At 31.8% G+C, this 21,880-nt stretch carries 19 protein-coding genes and 1 tRNA gene; 5 read left to right on the forward strand and 15 right to left on the reverse strand.

Features of this window, described 5'->3' with window-relative positions:
• The first annotated feature begins 43 nt into the window (after window positions 1–43).
• From fabD to pckA, 3 genes are all read left to right on the forward strand, one after another.
• Entirely contained in the window at window positions 44–919 is an 876-nt protein-coding gene (gene fabD / locus AC2A1C_RS06740; RefSeq protein WP_484024621.1) for an ACP S-malonyltransferase, read from the forward strand.
• Between the two features lie 3 nt (window positions 920–922).
• Entirely contained in the window at window positions 923–1,831 is a 909-nt protein-coding gene (locus AC2A1C_RS06745; protein WP_484024623.1) for a GYDIA family GHMP kinase, read from the forward strand.
• A gap of 130 nt (window positions 1,832–1,961) precedes the next feature.
• Window positions 1,962–3,566 (forward strand): phosphoenolpyruvate carboxykinase (ATP), encoded by a 1,605-nt coding sequence (pckA, locus tag AC2A1C_RS06750; RefSeq protein WP_484024624.1) that lies wholly within the window; start codon window positions 1,962–1,964, stop codon window positions 3,564–3,566.
• Window positions 3,567–3,613: 47 nt separating this feature from the next.
• Here the strand turns inward: pckA and AC2A1C_RS06755 are convergent, their stop codons facing one another.
• The 15 genes from AC2A1C_RS06755 to AC2A1C_RS06825 all read right to left on the reverse strand — a co-directional run bounded on the left by AC2A1C_RS06755 (window position 3,614) and on the right by AC2A1C_RS06825 (window position 17,856).
• Entirely contained in the window at window positions 3,614–4,027 is a 414-nt protein-coding gene (locus tag AC2A1C_RS06755; RefSeq protein ID WP_484024625.1) for a type II 3-dehydroquinate dehydratase, read from the reverse strand.
• 166 nt (window positions 4,028–4,193) lie between these two features.
• Window positions 4,194–4,883, reverse strand: coding sequence for a Lipl32 family lipoprotein (locus tag AC2A1C_RS06760; protein WP_484024626.1), 690 nt, complete (start codon window positions 4,881–4,883; stop codon window positions 4,194–4,196).
• 32 nt (window positions 4,884–4,915) lie between these two features.
• Complete coding sequence (locus AC2A1C_RS06765) at window positions 4,916–5,383, reverse strand: ribonuclease E inhibitor RraB (protein ID WP_484024627.1); 468 nt, start codon at window positions 5,381–5,383, stop codon at window positions 4,916–4,918.
• A 217-nt stretch (window positions 5,384–5,600) separates the two neighbouring features.
• Window positions 5,601–6,326 carry a LytR/AlgR family response regulator transcription factor gene (locus AC2A1C_RS06770; protein ID WP_484024629.1) on the reverse strand — a complete coding sequence of 242 codons (726 nt, stop codon included), beginning with the start codon at window positions 6,324–6,326 and terminating at the stop codon, window positions 5,601–5,603.
• Entirely contained in the window at window positions 6,310–9,231 is a 2,922-nt protein-coding gene (locus tag AC2A1C_RS06775) for a sensor histidine kinase (protein WP_484024630.1), read from the reverse strand. Before AC2A1C_RS06775 ends, AC2A1C_RS06770 begins: the two co-directional genes overlap by 17 nt.
• Window positions 9,232–9,382: 151 nt before the next feature.
• Window positions 9,383–11,077 (reverse strand): bifunctional alpha/beta hydrolase/class I SAM-dependent methyltransferase, encoded by a 1,695-nt coding sequence (locus AC2A1C_RS06780; protein WP_484024631.1) that lies wholly within the window; start codon window positions 11,075–11,077, stop codon window positions 9,383–9,385.
• 3 nt (window positions 11,078–11,080) lie between these two features.
• Window positions 11,081–12,451, reverse strand: coding sequence for a phosphatase PAP2 family protein (locus AC2A1C_RS06785; protein ID WP_484024632.1), 1,371 nt, complete (start codon window positions 12,449–12,451; stop codon window positions 11,081–11,083).
• On the reverse strand, window positions 12,364–13,119 hold the full coding sequence (locus AC2A1C_RS06790; protein WP_484024634.1) for an SDR family NAD(P)-dependent oxidoreductase: 756 nt from the start codon (window positions 13,117–13,119) through the stop codon (window positions 12,364–12,366). Before AC2A1C_RS06790 ends, AC2A1C_RS06785 begins: the two co-directional genes overlap by 88 nt.
• A gap of 43 nt (window positions 13,120–13,162) precedes the next feature.
• Window positions 13,163–14,200, reverse strand: a complete 1,038-nt coding sequence (locus tag AC2A1C_RS06795; RefSeq protein ID WP_484024636.1) for a patatin-like phospholipase family protein — start codon at window positions 14,198–14,200, stop codon at window positions 13,163–13,165.
• A gap of 4 nt (window positions 14,201–14,204) precedes the next feature.
• A complete protein-coding gene (locus AC2A1C_RS06800; RefSeq protein ID WP_484024638.1) occupies window positions 14,205–15,005 on the reverse strand; it encodes a phosphatidate cytidylyltransferase in 801 nt (266 codons plus the stop codon).
• Window positions 14,995–15,597: a CDP-alcohol phosphatidyltransferase family protein gene (locus AC2A1C_RS06805; protein WP_484024640.1), complete on the reverse strand. Its 603-nt coding sequence runs from the start codon at window positions 15,595–15,597 to the stop codon at window positions 14,995–14,997. The genes AC2A1C_RS06800 and AC2A1C_RS06805 overlap by 11 nt, the downstream gene beginning before the upstream one ends.
• A 139-nt stretch (window positions 15,598–15,736) precedes the next feature.
• A tRNA-Glu gene (locus AC2A1C_RS06810) sits at window positions 15,737–15,808 on the reverse strand.
• Between the two features lie 12 nt (window positions 15,809–15,820).
• Window positions 15,821–16,075: a 30S ribosomal protein S20 gene (gene rpsT / locus AC2A1C_RS06815; protein ID WP_484024642.1), complete on the reverse strand. Its 255-nt coding sequence runs from the start codon at window positions 16,073–16,075 to the stop codon at window positions 15,821–15,823.
• A 68-nt stretch (window positions 16,076–16,143) separates the two neighbouring features.
• Window positions 16,144–16,458 (reverse strand): hypothetical protein, encoded by a 315-nt coding sequence (locus AC2A1C_RS06820; RefSeq protein ID WP_484024644.1) that lies wholly within the window; start codon window positions 16,456–16,458, stop codon window positions 16,144–16,146.
• A gap of 114 nt (window positions 16,459–16,572) precedes the next feature.
• Window positions 16,573–17,856 carry an N-acetylmuramoyl-L-alanine amidase family protein gene (locus tag AC2A1C_RS06825; protein ID WP_484024646.1) on the reverse strand — a complete coding sequence of 428 codons (1,284 nt, stop codon included), beginning with the start codon at window positions 17,854–17,856 and terminating at the stop codon, window positions 16,573–16,575.
• A gap of 53 nt (window positions 17,857–17,909) precedes the next feature.
• Between AC2A1C_RS06825 and AC2A1C_RS06830 the strand changes: the two genes are divergently transcribed.
• A complete protein-coding gene (locus AC2A1C_RS06830) occupies window positions 17,910–20,501 on the forward strand; it encodes a putative LPS assembly protein LptD (RefSeq protein ID WP_484024647.1) in 2,592 nt (863 codons plus the stop codon).
• Window positions 20,502–20,629: 128 nt separating this feature from the next.
• Entirely contained in the window at window positions 20,630–21,808 is a 1,179-nt protein-coding gene (locus AC2A1C_RS06835; RefSeq protein ID WP_484024648.1) for a hypothetical protein, read from the forward strand.
• The last annotated feature ends 72 nt before the right edge of the window (window positions 21,809–21,880 follow it).

A 21,880-nucleotide genomic window follows, 5' to 3' on the forward strand; every position in this document is an offset into this window, starting at 1 on the left:
TTTGCCATTTTTTTATTTTATATTTGTGCTTTAAAGATACTGAATGAAAGCATTAATATTTCCAGGGCAGGGATCTCAGTTTGTAGGAATGGGAAAAGAATTATATGATTCTCGTAAAGATGTTAAAGATCTGATGGAATCTGCCAACTCTATTTTAGGTTTTGATATTCTTTCCATAATGTTTGATGGAACTGAAGAAGATTTAAAAAGAACAGAAGTTACGCAGCCGGCTATTTTTATTCATTCTGTTGCTGCTCTCAAAGCTGTGAACGGGCTTGGAGCCGAAATGGTTGCAGGTCATTCTCTCGGAGAATTTTCCGCATTGGTAGGAAATGGAGTATTATCTTTTGATGACGGATTGATGCTTGTTTCTGAAAGAGCAAAAGCAATGCAGGAAGCATGTGATGCCAATCCAAGTTCTATGGCTGCCATTCTTGGACTTGAAGATAAAACAGTAGAAGAAATTTGTTCACAAATAGAGGGAATTGTAGTTCCTGCTAACTATAATTGTCCTGGACAATTGGTAATTTCCGGTGAAACTTCAGCGGTAGAAAAAGCATGTGAAGCAATGAAAGCTGCAGGTGCAAAACGTGCACTTCTCCTTCCTGTGAATGGAGCATTTCATTCACCATTGATGCAGCCTGCACAAGAAAGATTAGCTGTAGCTATTGAAAAAACAAAATTCAGAAAAGCAATGATTCCGGTATATCAGAATATTACCACTACTGCTGTTTCTGATCCTGAAGAAATAAAGAAAAACCTTATTGCTCAGCTTACAGGTCCTGTAAAATGGACACAATCTGTACGCAATATGATAAAAGACGGAAGTCGTCAGTTTTTAGAAGTAGGGCCCGGAAAAACACTTCAAGGTCTTATTAAAAAAATTGACGGTGAAGTAGAAGTTTCATCCGCACTTTAGAAAATGAAGGGCAAAATATTTTCACCCGGAAAGTTATTGCTCACTTCCGAATATGTCGTTTTAGACGGAGCTCTTGCCTTGGCTGTACCTACAAAGCCGGGACAAGAGTTTTTTTATGAAGAAATTCAGGATGGGAAATCCATTCTTATTTGGGAGGCTTTTCATCAGAAGAAATCTTGGCTTTTTGTAAAAATAAATTACAAAAATTGGGAAATTCTGGATACCAATATTCCGGAAGCGGCTCAGTTTGTGCTTCAGGTGCTTCAGAATGTTCAGCATTTTTCTTCAATTAAATTTAATTCAGATCATTCTTATCATCTTAAAACAAATCTTGAATTTCCATCAAATTTTGGTTTAGGAAGCAGTTCTACTTTAATGAATAATCTTGCAGAATGGTCTCACATTGATCCCTATCTGCTGAACGAAAAATGTTTGGGAGGAAGTGGTTATGATATTGCGGTTGCAAAAGAAAGATCAGCTATTCTTTTCCGAAATAAAAATGGGAATAAAGAAGTTCAGAAAATTCATTTTTCTCCCTCTTTTAAAGATGAACTTATTTTTATTCATTTAAACCAAAAGCAGGATTCCCGAGAAGGAATTCGACATTATAAAAACAAAGAAAAATCCCAAAATTTAATACATGAATTTTCAGAAATAACGAAGGAAATTTTAAATTGTAATGACTTGAAAATTTTTTCGCAATTGATGACAATTCATGAACAAAAACTCTCAAATTTTCTTAAAATAGAGACGGCAAAAGAAAAATATTTCGAAAATTGCCCTTCTTTTGTGAAGAGCCTTGGAGCTTGGGGTGGTGATTTTGTTTTATCTTCTAAATTTGAAGGCTTTCAGGATTGGTTTTCGGATAGAGGTTTTTCTACTGTTTTTTCTTGGTCTGATTTAATTAATTGATTTTCATAATTTTATAAGGTTTTCATTTTCTTGCTAAATCTGATGAATATCATTATCTTTTACACAATGATAACACGATGATTTGATTAGATTTGGAAAACTAACAGAATAAATCAAGAATAAATTAATTATGAAAAACATCAGAATCATTCAGGAACTGCATGAGCTGGGAATTACAGGGTATCAGGAAGTAATGTATAACCCTACTTATGAGCAACTTTTTAAGGCAGAAATGTCTACTAAAAATCAGGGTTTTGAGAAGGGTGCACTTACAGATTTGGGAGCTGTGGCTGTAAAAACGGGAATTTTTACAGGACGCTCACCAAAAGACCGCTATATTGTGAAGGATGATAGTACCAAGGATACTATTTGTTGGGATGGAAAAGTAAATTTCCCGACAACTCCGGAGATATTTACTCATTGTAAAAATTTAGTTCTTGAGCAACTTTCAAAGTCCAAAAGATTATATGTGGTAGATGCTTTTTGTGGAGCTAATTCTGATACAAGACTGAAAGTGAGATTTGTAATGGAAGTAGCATGGCAAGCTCATTTTGTTTCCAATATGTTTATTCGTCCTTCTAATTACGAATTGGAAAATTTTGGCAAGCCAGATTTTATCGTAATGAATGGTTCCAAAACCACAAATCCTGATTGGCAGGAACAAGGATTGAATTCTGAGAACTTTATTATGTTTAACCTTACCGAAAAAATTCAAATTATTGGAGGAACTTGGTATGGCGGAGAAATGAAAAAAGGAATGTTTGCCATGATGAATTATTATCTTCCGTTAAGAGGAATTGCTTCTATGCATTGCTCTGCAAATGTAGGAGAAAATGGAGATGTTGCTTTATTTTTTGGACTTTCCGGAACCGGAAAAACAACACTTTCTGCTGATCCGAAAAGATATTTGATTGGTGATGATGAGCATGGCTGGGATAATGAAGGTGTTTTCAATTTTGAAGGTGGATGTTATGCAAAAGTTATTGATTTATCAGAAGATAAAGAGCCGGATATTTATAAAGCAATAAAAAGAGATTCTCTTCTGGAAAATGTTGTCGTAAACGAATATGGAGAAATCGACTTTCAAGATGGTTCCATTACCGAAAATACAAGAGTTTCGTATCCGATTTATCACATTAATAAAATTGTTCTTCCTTCAAAAGCGGGACACGCCAAAAAAATTATTTACCTTTCTGCTGATGCATTTGGAGTTTTGCCTCCGGTTTCGATTTTGGATGAAGATCAGGCGCAGTATCATTTTCTTTGCGGATATACTTCCAAACTTGCAGGAACAGAACGAGGGATTACAGAACCGCAACCTTCTTTTTCGCCGGCTTTCGGAGAAGCATTTCTTACACTGCATCCAACCATGTATTCTAAAACATTAATTGGAAAAATGAAAGAACACGGTGCAAAAGCATATCTTGTAAACACAGGCTGGAACGGAACAGGAAAAAGAATTTCCCTGAAAGATACAAGAGCGATTATTGATGCTATTATTGAAGGTTCTATTAATGACGCTCCTAAAATTAAAGTTCCGATACTGAACCTTGAAATACCAACCGAACTTCCTAACGTTTCCACGGGAATTCTGGATCCGAGAAATACCTATAAAGATGCTTCTGTATGGGAAGCTAAAGCAAAGGATCTTGCAGCAAAATACATTGAGAATTTCAAACAATATTGCAATACTGAAGAAGGAAATAGATTGGTTGCAGCCGGGCCTCAATTATAAATAAATTTTACTTTGCATAAAAATTTCCTGAAATTTCAGGAAATTTTTTATTTTGTTAAAAGACTTTCAATAGCGAGTAAATACCCTTTCATTCCAAAACCTGAAAGGATTGCGTCTGTATAAGCCGCTGTAACGGATTTTTGGCGAAACTCTTCCCGCTTGTAAATATTGCTGATATGAACTTCAATTTTTGGTTTTGAAATGTTTTTCAGGCAATCGGCGATAGCATAAGAATAATGGGTAAAAGCACCTGCATTCAGAATCAGCGCATCGAAATCATCTTGCTGAATTCTGTCAATAATTTCTCCTTCCCAATTGGATTGAAAATACAAAATCTCCTGATCTGAATATTTTTTTTCCAAATCCGAGATATAATTTTCCATAGAAACAGTTCCGTAGATTTCAGGTTCTCGTGTTCCGAGCAAATTAAGGTTTGGACCATTTATGATAAGAATTTTCATGTCAAAAAATTAAAATGTAAAAATAAAGAAATCCTCAGAAATATTCTGAGGATTACACATGTTTAATTAAAGTTCATAACTATTTATAAACCTTTAATGAGAAGTAATTGTTGAAAAAAATATACACTTATGGAAAATTATTACTTCTCATCTCAACTTACTATGATTATTTTTTTGCACTCATTAGATCTTCTGGTTTTACAGCAATTGCTACACCTGGCAAACTGATAGGAGCTCCTAATTGCGCCAAGAAACTTCCCTGAACTTCTCCTGTTTTATATGTTGTAAAACCTATTCTGTACAAACCTACAACCAAAGATTTTACAGGATTAGAAACATCACTTGTTATACGCATTAAAGAATTATATTTATTTCCTGAAGGTTGAGCTGGCATTTCGCTGGAATCGTCATTGGTTTCAATACTTGTCCATTTTGCTGTTTTTGCTTTAGCGGCAACGTCTTCTAATTTAAAAATTCCATCTGCTCTTTCAAAAGTGATCCATGTATCAAAAAAATTGCTTTTATCTGAAGCGTTTGTAGTGTAATCTGCTGATACATAATCTTTAGCAGTTGTTTTAACATTGTCAGGAGCCGGAGATATCATTCTAATTCCTAATTCTGGAGCAGCAACCGGAATCCAAACATATAGATAATACATTTTTTTTCCATTTTTCATCTCGTCCGGATTAGAACCAGGCTTTATATAGCCCAAATAACTTGTCATATCCGTATAAGGCAATCTGATTTCTTTGCCCAATACCGATTTTTTTCCTAAATCTGCCCCGAATTTGTCTAATTTTTGCGCAAAAATGCTTACTCCTGCTGTTAATAAAACAGCTAATAATAGTTTTTTCATGTTTATTTAATTTTAGGTATTCAATGTGGTCATTATAATTGGTATGTCATTTTCTTTGGTAAAGTTTTCCATCCTCCATAAACACCATGATTTTCTTTGACCCAGTTAAAAATTTGCGAAGTAAATTCCCAAACATTTTTCATACTGGTTTTATCGGTCTTGGATATTTTCACGGAATAGCCGTACTTTCCTGCATGTTTCGGATTTTTTTTCTCTATGAGCCTGAATTTATTTTCCCATATTATATTCAAAAAATTATCTCGATCTACTTTATTTTTAAAATAAACCCAATGAAAAATTTCTCTGGGGATTTCGGGTACGTCACCTTGATCCAATAATTCATCAGTATATTCTATACTAAAAGCATTCATAGAATTTTCATCTACAAACCATTTGTATTTGTCCTCATTTATATTTAATTCACCTTCAAAATATTGATGATTTAAGTTTTCACCAGAATGAACTGCTTTTTTTCTAAACAAAAATTTTAAGAAATTCATAGTTGTATCTTTTTACAATTTTTATTTCACCAAAATGAAATAAACCATCAATAAGTTATGGTGTAATGGTGATTTTAGATGAAAATTTGAAAAAAGAAGAAAGTAACTTTATTTTCATAAGTGCAAATTTTAAATTCAATACAACAAAACTTGCGATTATTTAGGATTTGCGAAAATCAATTGAGCATCTGTAATATCTTTTTTAGTAAGTGTAAAATCAGTTGTTGATTTTAGCAAGAAACTCATTTTTTCTCCGTACAGAAACATCAATAATGGATAGATCGGACATTACAACTTTGCCACCATTTCCTTTGATGTATTCTTTCAGATGTTTAATATTTATAAGATGTTTGTGATGTATTCTTGCAAAATTATGTTCACTTAGAGAGTTTTCAAATTCCTGCAACGTTTTTGAAATAACTATTTTGGTTTTGTCTGCAAAGTAAAATATGGTATAATTGGAGTCTGCTTCACAACGGATAATGTCGGAAATCGTAACTTTTTTTATGCCGTTATTGGTGTTTAAATTTATGGTCGGTTGGTTAGTCTCATTAAAGTGATCGTTCTGCTTTTTTTCAATTCTGCCAATCGCTTTATTGACGGCCGTAATAAATTCCTGTTTTTTTATGGGTTTTAAAATGTAATCTAAAGCATCATTTTTTATGGCTTGTATAGCATAATTTCGGTAGGCTGTTACAAAAATAACAAGCGAATTCAATAATTTTATTTGGGATAAAAGATCAAACGCATTGCCATCACCTAATTCTATATCAAGAAATAAAATGTCGGGATTAGAAGAAATCAACATTTTTTTTGCTTCTTCCAAACTGGATGCATTAAAGATTATTTCGATTTCCGGAAACTCATTTGCAAGCAATAGCATCAAATATTCTCTGCCATCCTGTTCGTCATCCACAATGCCAACCTTAATTTTTGGGCTCATTTTTTTTGATGTTAATATACAATATTATTTCCGTTCCTTCTTTGTTTAGCTTTCTTAAGTCATTGATTTGTAGTTGTATCGAAATTCCGAATAGTTGCCGAAATGTTTCTATTCTTTTTTGCGATAGTCTTATTCCGAACGATTTCGGGTTTTCAGATATATCTTTTGAAATTCCCGTTCCGTTATCTTTTACAGAAATAATCAGCTCATCATTGATGTAAGTATAAGAGATTTTTACAAACCCTTTTCTGTCTCGTAAATTGCTAATGCCGTGTTTTATAGAATTTTCCACAAACGGCTGAATAAGCAACGATGGTATTTGCCAATTTTGATTTACATTTTCCGCTACTTCAATTTCAAAATTAAAATGATCTTTGAAACGCAGTTTCTCCATATCCAGATAAACCGAAAGATATTCATTTTCATCTTTAATGGATGTGAAGGTATGTTCGGAATAATGAAGTGTTTTGTGGATCATATCTGTGAATGTATCCAGATAATTTTCAGTATCAACATAATTTTTTTTGTACAACAAATATTTTATGGAATTAAGACAATTGTAAACAAAATGAGGATTCATCTGTGCTTTTATCGCTTGCAATTCCAGCTCGCTCATTCTTTTGTCGTACATTAGTTTTTTTAGCTTCTTGTTTCTCTCTTTTTGTAAAATATAATTAAGGATATACAGAATAAAAGCGAGTGCTATTAAAACCAAAATTGTAATAAACCACCACGTTTGCCAGAATTTTGGATGGATGACAAAATGAAGTTGTGTAAAATCTTTAGATCTCATCCCGTTATAACCCAGTCCAAAAATTTTAATGGTATATTTACCGGGAGCTAAATTATTTAGGATAATTTTTGAAGATTTTGTAGTTTGCCATTCATCGTTCATTCCTTCTACATTAAATCGGTAACTGATATTTCTTTGAGAAATGTATTCCGGGAAACTCAAGTTAAGAATAACAGCGTTTTTTGAATAATCTCCTGAAACAGTATTTTCAGGGTATTGAAACTCTTTTCCGGCGATGGAGATTGAATTGATGATTACTTTCTTATTGATGTATTTGCTGCTTTGCAATATGTTTTTAACCGAAAGAATGGCTAAACCTTCTGCAGTTCCTATAAAAACAGAATCATTCCGTACAAAACAATCCGAAACACGATCCGAAGGTAAACCATTAAAACGATTAACAGAATTTATTCTGATTTTACCATTTTGAAAATCAATTCTATCCAATCCCGAATTGGTAGATGCCCAAAATGTATGATCATTCTCAATATGGATTTTTTTTACCTGATTTTCCGCCAAACCATCAGATTCTGTAATTTTCCGGAGAATTTTTCGGGTGTTGAATAGTAGTATTCCTTTTCCGCTTGTTGCACCTAAAAAAGTTGTAGCGTTTAATGGTTTAATATCCGTAAAGTAATAATCCTTTAAAAAAAGTTTTTTCTGTTTGTTTTTAAGATTAAATTTATAAAGGTCTTTAAAGGTACCCACAAGCATACTATCTTTATCATAAGCCAATCCGGAATATGTTTTAAGGTCAATAACATCATTGAACTTTTCTGTGTTAGTATTATATTCAGTAACACTTCTATTCGTGAAAAGAAAAACGGTATTATCTTTTACTTTTGAAAAATTTTTTATCGGAAAATCGCCCAATGGTTTAATTTTCAAATTTTGGAGGGACAGCTTATAGGAGAAGCCTGTAGTTAGAGCTATAAAGGCATTTTTTTCATCAACTGCAATTCCACGAACATTAAATTTATTTTTTTTATTGAGAGTAATAATTTTAATTTTCTTATTTCTATATATTCCCACACTTCCGTCATCATAACCCATTATTACACTTTTGGAATTGCCGGTAATTGCAGTGATGGAATTAAAAATAGGTTGCCCTTGAAGATCAAAATAATTTTTAAAAGCAGCTTTCGGCATAAAGAAAACGCCATTATTTCTTGATGAAAACCAAACATTTCCATCTTTATCCGTGATGACATTGTCAATAATATATTTTTCTAAAAACTTAACCGGCTTTTGATTGGGTTTAGAAAGGTCAAAGCAATATGCTCCTCCGGAAAACGAGCAAATCCAAATAAGGTCATTACTTTTGTATACAGCATAAATATGATCAGGAATTTTAAATTCTTTAATTTTTTTAATAAAAAATGTCCCGTTTTTTTTATATAAAATAAGCGAATTCCCTATCCAATCTGCATATATATAATGATCAAGCATAGTCCCACCATTATTTTTACCAATTGGATGTATTCTACCATTTCCAATCCATAGAATTTTATCTCGCTTGATATCATAACAATAAAATCTACCACCATAATCATAATACAAAAAGCCATTATCATCATATTCAAGTGGTGTTACAGAATATTTTCCTATTTTAGAATAATCAATATTCAAGGGAACTTCTTTTACGTTTCCTTTTGAAAAAACATAAACTTGCTTAGGAGATCTATTATTAAAGGCAAAAACTTTTCCCTTACGTTTATCAGCATAAAACCCTAAATTACCGACCCCTTCAGGTTTTATTTTTGCAAGTTCGGGATTATTTTTTGAGTTATATATTTTACCATTTTTATAAAAAGAATAGCCACTAAGAAACGGTGCGATAAAAACGGTTCCGTCATTCATTGCTATTGGTTGTAAAACATCAATGTTTTCAAGACCGTCTTTTTGGTTGTATTGCTTAAATTCTGAACCATCAAACCTAAACAATCCATTATCACTACCTATCCAGATAAAGCCTCGTTTATCTTGAGTCATCATATAGGTTGTTGAGGCATTTAATCCGTCATTTTGCCAGTAATTGACTATATTTTCTTTTTGGGCTTTTACAAAGAAAAGTCCAAAAACAAGAATGAAAATATGTAAAAATTTCTGCAAATTAATTTTTGACCAAAATAATATCTTTTTAAGAATTTCCTAATAAAAATAATCTGCAATTGTAGTATTCAGATTTTAGTATCCCAAAAATAATGAGCAAATGTTTTCTTTTTTTGAGTAAATGCAATTGCAGAAAAAAGAAGTACTATTTTTAATTTTCGATTTTCCCCGATGAAACGGTAAAAATTCCAAAATCGTCAATCAGCATATTTTCTTTTTGGATATGATGAAAAGCAAAAATTCTGTCAAGTTCTTTTTGTGAGCGTCTTCTCATAATCCAATCGTTGTTTTGATGATTATTTAGAACATAAGCAATCATTTTCAGTTGAGGATGCCAAGGTTGTCCTGTATAAACAATATGAGAATTTTTTTCAGAAATAGAAGTAATTCCCTGAACAGCTCTGTTTACCATGTCGTTGTCTCCAAAAAGCTCAAAAATCCCTGAAACTATAATAATATTGGGATCGAAATCCAATTTTTTATAGGTTTCAAAATCAAAGCAATCAAAGTTGGTAAAGCGAATGTTTTGATAATTTTTATCTTTAATTACTTTTTCTCCGATGTCGATATTGGTTTTTACAAATTCATTGATAACAATTTCAGTATCAGGATGTTTTTCCTTAATGTCGAATAAATAATTTCCTGTTCCACCGGCAATATCCAGAATTTTTATTTTTCTTCCTTCATTTTGCAGACTTTGGATGTTTTGTTCCAAAAGTTGTATCAAATGCTGCTTTCTGATTCGGATTCCTCTCCATCCAATTGCGTTGAGATAATTTTTATCCATCGCTTTTCCGAAACCTAATTTTCCTTTAGGCTGGTTATGATACACATAATCCAAAGAAGCACCGGAATCAAAACCATGTTTCAGGCCAATCGCCATTCCGTTACTGATTTTCCCGATTTTTCCGAGCGACCATTTTTGAAATTTAAAATTCAGATTATTGCCAACATTATTTTGCAAATTGTTATATTCTTTTACCGAAAATGGATCGGGAGAAAGTGAAACTTGCTTTTGAGTTTTATTAAAACATTTTTCGGCAAAATCTATTATTTTATCATAAACTTTTTCTTTGCCGGTATCGAACAAAATTCCGTGAAAGAAATTTGGCAGAACTTCATATTTCTTTACATCTGTATCCAATTTATCATAAAAAATCTTTTGTTCTTTATTAAAAACAACATGATCTTTTTCGGCGGCTAAAATTAAAGTCGGAGTATCAATTGCTTCTGCATCTTCCACCAAACGTTTTCCTGCTTTTGCAAGATCTATCAATAATTCTGCGTCTATTGATCTGGAAATCAAAGGATCAGAATCGTATGCTTTTTGCTGTTCAGGATCATGCGTGAGCATTTTTGATTTTACATAGCTTTTGATAATCAATCCTTTTTTTAGTTTTGTTCCTAAAGTAATCATTTCATTGGCTAATGGAACGATGAGGTTGATTTTGAAAGCCGGCGCAAGCAAAGCCATTCCTGCAATTTTTGGAGCAAAATCGTGAACCCAAGCCGAAGCAATTACACCACCAATGCTATTGGCAACTACAAAAATATCTGAAATTTTGACCCCATATTTCGATTGCAAAAATTTTGAAAAAGAATCCAGATCACGAACATAGTCCATAAAAACAGACGAAGTTTTCGTTTTTGTATATCCGTGTCCACGCAAATCGAAAGCAAAAATGTTGTACTTTGAAAATTGTGGAGATTGAGCGATGTCATTCAGTCTTTCAGAATGTTCGTGACCACGATGGATGATAATGATACTTTTTTGTTGAGGTTGAAAATTCCATTCACGATAAAAGATTTCATTTCCATCAAAGCTGCTAAAAAATCCGTTGTTCATAGATTAAAAATTTTTCAAAAAATTCTGTAAATACGAATGAATCACAGCATTTTTATTTATGTTTTTCATTTGGTTTATTGTGTCTTCCAGCGATAAAGATAAAATATTTTTCATTACTAAAATCCCGATCACGGAACTTCTGGTAAAACCCATTGTACAATGAATAACTATTTTTCCGTTTTCTGGAAGTTGTTTATAATTCTCCGTAATTTCTGAAATTAATTTTTTCGTAGCCTCAAGATCAAAAGTTCCGATATCTAAAAACGGAACTGAGTAATATTGTGATTTTTCTTTTATCTTAGAAGTTTCTTCCAATTCTGCTGATAGATCGTAAACAAAAGTGTTTTTATTAATTTCAAAATAGTTTAAATCATTTTGATTTAATTTTGATGAAATGTAGAGTTTTGGTAAAATTTCTATTGGCTTTTTATTCTTTCTCAAAAATTTCCAAAACAACCAATACATCAATACATAAGGCAAGTAAAATATTTTTTTGTAGAGAGAAATATTCCCATTTTTATCTTTCAGAAAATGAATGTGATTTTTTTGATAATGATAGCCTATGAAAATTATCATCAAAGCCGGCCAAAGCAAAAGCAGCCAAAAATGTCCGAAAAATTTGTCTAACAATAAAGCAATTAAAACAAAAATCCAACCCGATAAAAAGTAGAAATTGGCAATATGAAAATTTCGGTATTGAAAATCATTTTTACGATACGGGAAAATGATAAAGCTAAAATGCGCAAGAATGATTCCTGTAAAAACATCAATACAATGATGCTGAAAAGTAGTCAAGGTTGAAATTCCCAAAAGAATCAACCAAATCATTAAAGCAGTTTTCCATTTTTTTAAATTCCTAAAAATTGTCCAAAAAATAAAGGCATAGGCAATATGCAGTGACGGAACCTGATTGAAAGGAGAATCAAATATTTTTAAAAATTGAAAAGGTAATCCGAAAACGGAATTGCTGATTTCCGGTTTTGGAAAGGAAAATTTTAAGGGAAATAGAATGAAACAAATTCCGGCAATGAGAGTAACAAAAAGCATTCTTTTGGTCAAATTTCTAAGTTGCTCTTTATCTTTGCTAAAGAAAAATACGGTGCAGAAAAATAATCCGCTCGTCATATACGGAATGATCGTCCCATCTATAAAAGGGATATATTTTTCAAAATTGAAAACAAACGAAGGAACTTTTTCCAGTTTTGAAATTTGCCACGCAGAAAAATTGTAGGTCAGCATGAACGCCACTGAACAAAGGATTAATGCATAAATTTTCTGCTGTATTTTCAATCGTTTTTCATCCATTTGGCTTTCCTGAACATGATTAAATTTAATACTGAAGAAGGAAGAATTGATAAAAACTTCATCATCCATTTTATTTTTGCCGGGAAAATAATCTGTTTTTTTCGTTTTTCAATGGCTTCTGAAATGATGGCGGTTGCAGTTTCAACATCAATAAGAAAAGGCTTTTTACTTAGATCATTGTTATTAAGTTGCCTCAATTTTAAAGTATCTACATAACCGGGAGCAATAGTGGTCACAGAAACTCCGAATGGTTCCAAAGCTCGGGAATAAGCATCTGCAATCTGAATAACGGAACGTTTGGTTTTGGTGTACAAACTTGAATTTTCATATTCCAAAATTCCTGAAATAGAAGCAATAACGGCAATTTTTCCGGTTTTTTGATTTTTCATCACATTTCTTGCAACTTCAAAACAATTGACCGTTCCCAAAATATTGGTTCGCAACATTTCTTCTGCTTCTTCATAAGTGATTTTTCCTGCTACGTCTTCTGCGTAACTTCCTGCACAATTGATAAAAATATCTAAATTTTCATTCTCAGGAAGAAAAGATTTTACAGCACTAAAAATGGAATTTATATCACAAACATCTGCCTCAAATGCTTTTAAATTTTGGAAATCGTTTTCAGGAATTTTAGTTAAATCTCTTCCGCAGATCCCAACATTATATCGTTTTTCAAGATAATGTTTCGCAAGAGCATAACCGATTCCTGAAGTTCCGCCCGTAATAAAAACATTCATGGATTTTGTGTTTTTCAATTTTATGTAAAAGTAAATTTTAAATTTATTTTCTCAAACTTTTTATCATTTGATCAAAGCCATATTGCCACTGTTTTTCCATATCTTTTGCGAATTGTTTGTAGTTTTTAGGAAAAGAAAAATCAATTTCAAATTTTTTCCAATTGATTCCCTTTTTCAAATAATGACCTTCCAATTCTTGTTTTATATTGGTTGTATCAATTTGAAAATTAATATTTTGACTTTCTATTTCTTCTAATCTTTGATTTCCACTATAACCCAAAACCGAACGCACAAATGATTCTTCAACACGGTTATAGGATTGCTTTTTTTCAATAATTACTTCATTTGCTAATGATTTGGCTAATTCAATCGGGATTAGATCAATTGCGCCACCTGCAAAATGTTTTCCGTGGAGAAAAACTGGTTTTACATAAAACATATCAGAAATGGAAATTCTGGTGCTTTCCAACATTGAATAATTTGTTTCTACTTTAGAAAGATTTTCGATGGCACTATTTTTAAAATTTTCAGAATTAATGCTGATGTGTTCGGGAACTATTTTTTTTGCAGTTTCAAGATCCGTGAAAATTGTTTTTTGATATAATTTTCGGTTGTTTCGTTTTTGCCCGACTTCTTTCGGATCAAAAAGTATTTCCGAACCGATAATCAATGTAGGAATTTCCTCTGAAAATTTTGTGTTTTTTAAAGAAGGAAAATCATTGGAAATATCCTGATTCATTTCCACCAAATATCTGTTGAAAACATCTTCAATGTAGGGTGCATTTCTTTTGTTCAATATTTTCTTTATTGAAAAAAGCCCAATTTCTGAAAGTTTTTTATGTTTTGTTAAAACCGTTTTGGAGACAAACTGAAAATATTCTTCGGATTTCAAATATTCTTTCCTTGAAAGATGATCAGGAAAGGCATTAATCACTGTTGCTGCAAAAGCGCCTCCGCAAGAAGCAATAAGAATGTCCGGTTTTATTCCCGATTCTTCAAGAGCAGAAAAGATTCCAAGATAGATCATTAATCTTGTTCCGCCTCCTGAAAAAAGTATTGCTCTTTTGAATTTTTCATTCATCTTTTCAAATTTTTAAAAGAAACGGAAGAAGCCAGAAAAATAGAGGTGCATTAAAAATAAGGCTATCCATTCTGTCCAACAAACCGCCATGTCCCGGAAGAAGATTTCCTGTATCTTTTATCCCCGATTTTCTTTTTAAAAAAGACATGAAAACGTCTCCGCAAAAACCTGAAATTCCGAGAATTAAACCTAAAATAGTATTAACAAAAATATTAGATTTCAACAAAAAAAATCCCAAAATATTGCTTAATAAAATGGTCAGAAATACACCACCGAAAAATCCTTCTACTGTTTTATTGGGACTGATTTTGGGCGTGATTTTATGTTTCCCGAAAAACTTTCCCATTAAATATTGAAAGACATCGTTTAATTCCGTGACAACAACTATAAAAATGATAGAATTGATTCCCCAAAAATGATCTCTAATAAAATATAAATGTGGAAAAGCAAAAAGACAAACCATTAAAGCTACCATGATTTTTAAAAGCTGTGATAATGAAGTTTTCAAAAACAAAAAGCAGATCAAAATGATTGAACTTAAAGCCAAGCTGTAAAGAAAATAGTTTTCAACAGAAAAAAAATGTAGTAATAAAAATTGTGAAATTCCTACAAAAGCAGAAGGAATCATGCGATTTGAATTTATTTTGAACAATCGTAAAAATTCAAAAAAACTTTGAAAAGAAATCCAAGAAACGAAAATTTTCATTGCAAATGGATGCGAAATTCCGAGTGCAAAAACAAGGATAATGTACAGCCATGTTTTTACTCTTAAAGGAACGTCTGCAAATTTATTTTCAGGCTTCATGTAGAGATTTCTTAAGTCGAGTATAAGTACTTATGACAAGAAGTAGAATGATTAGACCGAAAATATATTGAGAGTAGCCGAAAATATTTACTCCAAAAAATGAGATCAAACCATAAATTCCTAATAGTAAAGCTCGGTCGCTTTTTCCCATTGGTCCATCATAACGACGCTCTTTCCCCACAACTTTCCCAAGTAATCCGGCAAATTCATTAATAACGCTTAAAACGATAAAAAGAATAATCAGATATAAACTTTCAGTCTGAAATTTTAGCAAAGGAAAAAATAGGATAACATCTGAAACAATATCTCCAATTTCATTAAGGACTTCTCCTAATTTGCTCATTTGGTTGAATTTTCTTGCCATCATTCCGTCGAGAGCATTCAAAGCCATTCTTAAAAGAAGTCCGATCGGTAAGCTCAGAAAAAACCATTTTGAAAAATCTGCTTTCCAAAATAAAATTCCGATAATTATTGACAATACAACGGAACCAATCGTAATTTGATTCGCCGTTATTTTGTTTTTGTGCAAAAAAAGTAAAATAGGGGTAAGTAATTGCTGGAATTTTGGCTTCAATTTATAGACCGAAATCATTTGTGTTTATTTGTTTTCTTAATTCAAATATATAGTATTTTATGCCAACATTTTACAATTTTATTATTTTTAGAAAAATTAGGATTATCATTTTTTTTAAAACAAAAAAAAACCACTGAAATTTTTCAGTGGTTTTTCGTAGCCCGTAGGGGAATCGAACCCCTCTTGCAAGAATGAAAATCTTGAGTCCTAACCGATAGACGAACGGGCCAGAATTTTATTCTTAAGCTAACTTATTAACGTGTTTAGTTAATTTACTTTTTAAGTTAGCTGCCTTGTTTTTGTGAATGATATTTTTCTTAGCTAATTTATCAAGCAAAGAAATTACTTTCGGCAATTGCTCTTGAGCAGCTGTCTTACTTTCTTCATTTCTCAATACTTTCATAGCTGTTCTTGCAGTTTTATGATAGTATCTGTTACGCAGTCTTCTTGTTGCGTTTTGTCTGATTCTTTTTAATGCTGATTTATGATTTGCCATGTTCGTTTCTCAAATGTGGTTGCAAAGATATGCATTTTTTTTAAACCTCCAAATTTTTTTTGAAAAATTTATTCAGAAAGATAATTTTTTAATTTATTCAACGCTTCTTCTACTTTCTGATGCTCTTTTTCCTTTTCAATTTTTTTGATAGTGTTTTCAAGCATAATTACTGCATTGTTCCATTCTCCGGTAGAATTGGTGAATGTGAGTCCGTCAATTTTGACTTCAAAAATTCCTCTTTCATCATTTTTATATAACTTGAAAGAAACTTTTTCATCAGAGCCTGTAATAACACCATCCGTAATTTCTAAATTATAGATTTTGGGGTTTGCGTGTATTTTTTTAAAAAGCAGTTTTGCTTCCTGAATTTTTAGATCAGGCATATCAACTAAATTACATTTTTAATTGGCTTGCTATAGAAAATTTTAAATATTTTCATAAAGAACAAACCTATTTTAAGAATGCAAATTTAGAAAATATTGCAGAATATTTACGTTTTATTTCAATACTTTTTGAATTACGATATTTTTGAGACCTTTTTCTTCAAGATTTTTCTTTATTTTTATGGCATCTTCAAGTTTTTTGAAATTTCCATAGGTGTAGTAGAATTTGCCACTGATTTTCTCACGGTTTACATCTTTTACAGTGTTTAGGATATAGGAATTACTGCTTAATTTATCTTCTGTTACAATAAGCTCTAATGTATAATATCCTGTTCCTAAAGATTGGTTGGGCACAAAACTGATAGCTACTGCATTTTTAAATCCGGCATCTTTAGCTGTTTTTAGATTATTGTCCCGAATCGAAGCAAAATTTGTGGTTCCGTAATAATATTTATATTGATCGTTTTCTTTTAGTGTGAGGATATAATTCAAACCTTTCAAAGCGGTATCTCCATCATTGTATTTATTGGGAGAACTCATCAGTAAAATTCTAAAATCATTGGAAAGTGGTTTTTCTTCAGGCTTTTCAGGTTCTTTTACTATTACTTCTGCATTTCTGTCCATTGCTTTTTTATAGCTTAAAATTGCATTATAAATACTTTCGGCAATTTCATCTTGTCCTTTATCTGAAATCAGATATGCTGCTTCATCATGGTTGCTTAAAAAACCGGTTTCTATAAGAACGGAAGGCATAGCATTGAGACGCAATACATGCAGGTCTTGCTGTTTTACTCCTCTGGAAAGCCTTTTATCTTTATTTACAAAATTTTCTTCTACAAAACTTCCGAAAAGCAAACTGCTTTCCAGATATTTACTTTGTTGGATTTTTAGTGCTATTAATGATTCCGGAGAGCTTGGATCGTAAGAAGCGAACGTTTGTTTATCTTTTTCATCTAAGAAAATAACATCATTTTCAGCCTTGGCTACTTCCAGATTGGTTTTGTTTTGTGCAGGACCCATTACGAAAGTTTCTGTTCCGTAAGGTGTTGTTTTTGGATTGGCATTACAGTGAATTGAAATAAACAAATCTGCTTTGCTGCGATTGGAAAGATTGGTACGGTCAGTCAGAGAAGGATATTCGTCAATCTTTCGGGTATAGATTATTTTAAAGTCCTTATTCTTTTCCAATATTTTGCCTAGCTTTAATGTAATGGATAATGTAATGTCTTTTTCTACCACACTGCCCAAATCACTATAATTTCTATTTGATCCATGATCACTGCCTCCATGTCCTGCATCCAGCACAATAGTGAACTTTTTTTGCGCGTTTAAAAGAACTGAAAAAACAAGAAAAACAAAGAGAATGTATTTTTTGAAATAAAATCTGTGAGTAATCATCTTTAAATATAAAAATTGTTTTAATTTTGACCCCATTATTGATATCATAAGAATTGGCCAAAACCAGCTTCAAAAATATATTACAAATTTTAATTATCCTAATTTTTAACAATTTTTTAGCACAAAATAATCCTAAAAAATTGCCTAAAAATGTGATAGTTAATGATACTATATCCAAATCTGATACCACAATTGTAAAGAAAGAACAGCTTTCTGATGTGGTAAATTCCAAAGCAGAAAATATTCGGAATGATATTCCGAAAAAGATGACATATCTGAATAGAAAAGCTCAGGTGAAGTTTCAGGATATGCAGATTGATGCAGATTACATTTCAATAAATTGGGATAAAGGTCTCATTTTCGCAAGAGGAGAATTGGATTCTTTAGGGAAAATAAAAATTCCGGCGATTGCTACACAAGGCGGAAAAAAGTATGAGTATGATGAATTTACTTATAATTATCGTACAAAACAAGCTATTGCTTTAAATGCCAGAACGGAAGAAAGTGAAGGAGTAATTGTGGCAGAAAAAACCAAAAAATATAGTGATTCTGTTTTCTTTATGAAAAGAGGAAAATACACTACGGATGAATATTTTATCAAGAAAAAAGATACGATTGCAGATTATTATCTCCTTGCTCCAAATATCAAATTGATTAAAGGAAAAGAAAAATCTCAGGTAATTACGGGGCCAATCCAAATGTATATTGAGCAAGTTCCAACTCCATTGGTGATGCCTTTTGCTATTTTACCTTTTTCGGATAAGCGTTCTGCGGGAATTTTGATACCAAGTTTCGGGGAAAGGGAAGATGTAGGCTTTTTTCTGAATAGTCTTGGATATTACCAGCCAATAGGGGAACATTTTGATCTTAAAATTCTAGCAGACATTTATACAAAAGGAAGCTGGAATCTAAAGCCGGAAATGAATTATAAAAAGAATTATAAATATTCCGGGAGTTTTTCTGCCGATATTGGTGCTACAGTGAGAGGAATTAAAGGACTTTCGGATTATTCAAAAGTGGCAACTTACAGAATTGCATGGAGACATTCACAAGATACCAAAGCAAATCCATATTTTACGTTTTCGGCTTCGGTAGATATGGTGAGTAGTAAATTTTATAATAACACGGTAAACAATAATTATTTATTTAACCAAAACAATTTAAATGCTCAGCAAAACTCCAGTATCAGCATTACGAAAAGGTTTTTAAGACTTCCGGTTACAATTACCGGAAACGCATCCTATTCACAAAATTTTTCTACCGGAAATTCGGATTTAAGATTGCCCCAAATGAATGTAGCAATTAATCAGTTTTATCTTTTCAAACCAAGAAATGGAGGAGTGAGACAAGGACTTTTGGAAAATATTACTGTAAATACAGGTCTGAATCTAAATAATTATGTCACCACTACTGAGAACGAATTGTTTACGAAAGCGATGTGGGATAAAATGCAGACCGGATTGAAAAATAATATTACTCTTGGTACCAATACTGCCATTGCAAAATATTTTACATTTTCACTTTCCGGAAATATTGATAATGCTTTAACAACGAAGACTTTATCCAAGAGTTATAATCCGATCAGTAATAAAGTAGAAGATGTATTGAATAGGAAAATTGCAGGATATTCTACTTTTTCTACTTCGGCAAGTTTGCAGACTGTACTCTACGGAATGTTGAAATTTAACAAGAATTCAAATATCCAAGCTATTCGTCACATGATGACGCCTCAATTAAGTTTTACCTATTCTCCCGATTTTGGAGATCCAAAATTTGGATATTATAAAGAATATTATAACGATAGGGGAGAACTCACAAAATATTCCATTTTTGATAAAGGAATTATCGGTTCGCCTTCTTCAGGTTTAGTTCAGGCAATGGGAATAAGCATTTCTAACAATTTGGAAATGAAGATCAGGTCTAAAAAAGATTCTACAGGAATTAAAAAACTTAAAATTTTTGAAAGCCTGAATTTTAATACCAGTTATAACTTTGCTGCTGAAAAATACAAGTGGTCTAATTTTTCATTTAGTGGGCAAACTTCTTTATTTGAGAATAAATTAAATATTAATTCCCAGCTTGTTTTAGATCCTTATGAAGTAGTTTTTGCACCTGGAGAAACTACGGGAACCCGAACTGAAAATTTTGGAAAATTCAGAGTTCAGGGATTTAATGTGCAGCTTTCTTATCCTTTGAGTGAAGCTATTTTTGGAAAAAAGGAAGAGCTTTCCAAAACCTATAAAACAAAAGGTGAAATCCGTAATGAAAATTATTATTTTGATGAAAACAATTATGCGCATTTTACCCAACCTTGGACTTTAAATGTAAATGCCCAGTACGGATATACTCGACAGCTTACAAAATTTGGAACTAAAGTAGCATCAATGGGATTAGACGGAACTCTAAAACTAACACCATTCTGGAGTATCAATGGAAGTACACACTATGATTTCATTACTAAAGAATTAGCATATACAAGGCTTGGTTTTTCAAGAGATCAGCGTAGTTTTACCATCAATTTTAACTGGATTCCTTTCGGACAATATAAAGTGTATGATTTCTTTATTGGAATCAAAGCCAATATTCTTCAGGATGCAGTAAAATATAAAGAAAGAAGTTTCACACAACCGAATTCTTCTTTCTAATTTTTCTAAATATTTTTTATTCAATCTTTATAAATTATCTGTTTTGTATGAAAAATAACGTTTTTATGGGATGTTTTTCATTAAACTAATAAGATAATTTTGCATGAAAATATATCACTTACACTATTATGAAGAAAAAATATTTAAAGATTGCATTTTTTTCAATTTTACTTATTTCTTGTAACGATTCAAGATTTTCAGATAATGATTCAGTATTAATTCCTAGTACTAGAAGCAATATTTCTGGTAAAACAACAGAAAATGGATTTGATAAAGAGTATATTTTAAAAGCCAGCTTGGAAGAGCAGATTGCTTATAAAAAATATTATCTAAAAGAGGCTGCAAGAATAATTAAAGATTTAGAAATTCCTACAAGAGATTTAGTAGCGAATTCACTAAAATTCGAAGATAACACCATAGCTTTCAATGATATTATTAAGTCTGCAAAGGATAATGGAGCCATTATAAGCGAAGAAACCGAGAGAAAAATTAATGAAATCAATATTGCATTTCAAGGTTTAGAAGAAGAGGACTATGATATAATTTTTCATTTCCCCAATGCAGAAAAATTATCAAATGTGGGTAATTATGATGATATCTTTGTTTTCGAAGGAATGGAGGATTCTAAACAGTCAGAATTTGAAGGTGAAATAATTGATAAGGAAGAACGAATATATGAAAAGCCATTAACTGAAGAATTAGCTGAGGAATTAGCAGGAAACGGACAAGTGGTAATATTTGTGAGTTTACAAAATAGAGGACCAAATACATATTCGGGTGGTGGTGGATTGTCGGGATCAAATCCTCCAGGTGCAAATATTAATAATTTGAATATGTCAGAAATGATTGTAAAAGCACATAAGGAAAGTTGGTTGGCAGGTAAATCTGAAGTTACAATGATTGCTTTTATTCAAAAAGGAGGTAATTTTTATGCCGCTTCTGGTGTTCATAATTATGTAGGATTTGCTGAATCAATTCTCGCAAATGTAACTAGAAAAAAGGTTAATAATCAAAGTACAGTTTATGTTAATCAAACTGTAGCGAAACTTAATATAGGAACTGAGCTTCCATTCATAATGGCTAATAACAATAATTTTGCGCTACATTATGTCATATTTGAAAAAGATCATTGGCCGACAGGTAATAGATCCAAAACTTTTACATATCAGGGTTTAAGTTATACTATAAAATATCGATCTGCTGATGAATCATATGATTATAGAACTTTAATAGGTCACAATGCGCCATCTCCAGATGTTAATAATTCCGAAATAAAATATAATCTTTATTTTGGAGGATTTTTATAAAAATTTAAAACCGGACAAATGATAAGTTTGTCCGGTTTTAGTTTTATTGAATAGATTTTCTTTCCAATCATT

This window comes from Chryseobacterium sp. HNCC26DJ241 (assembly GCF_057180505.1).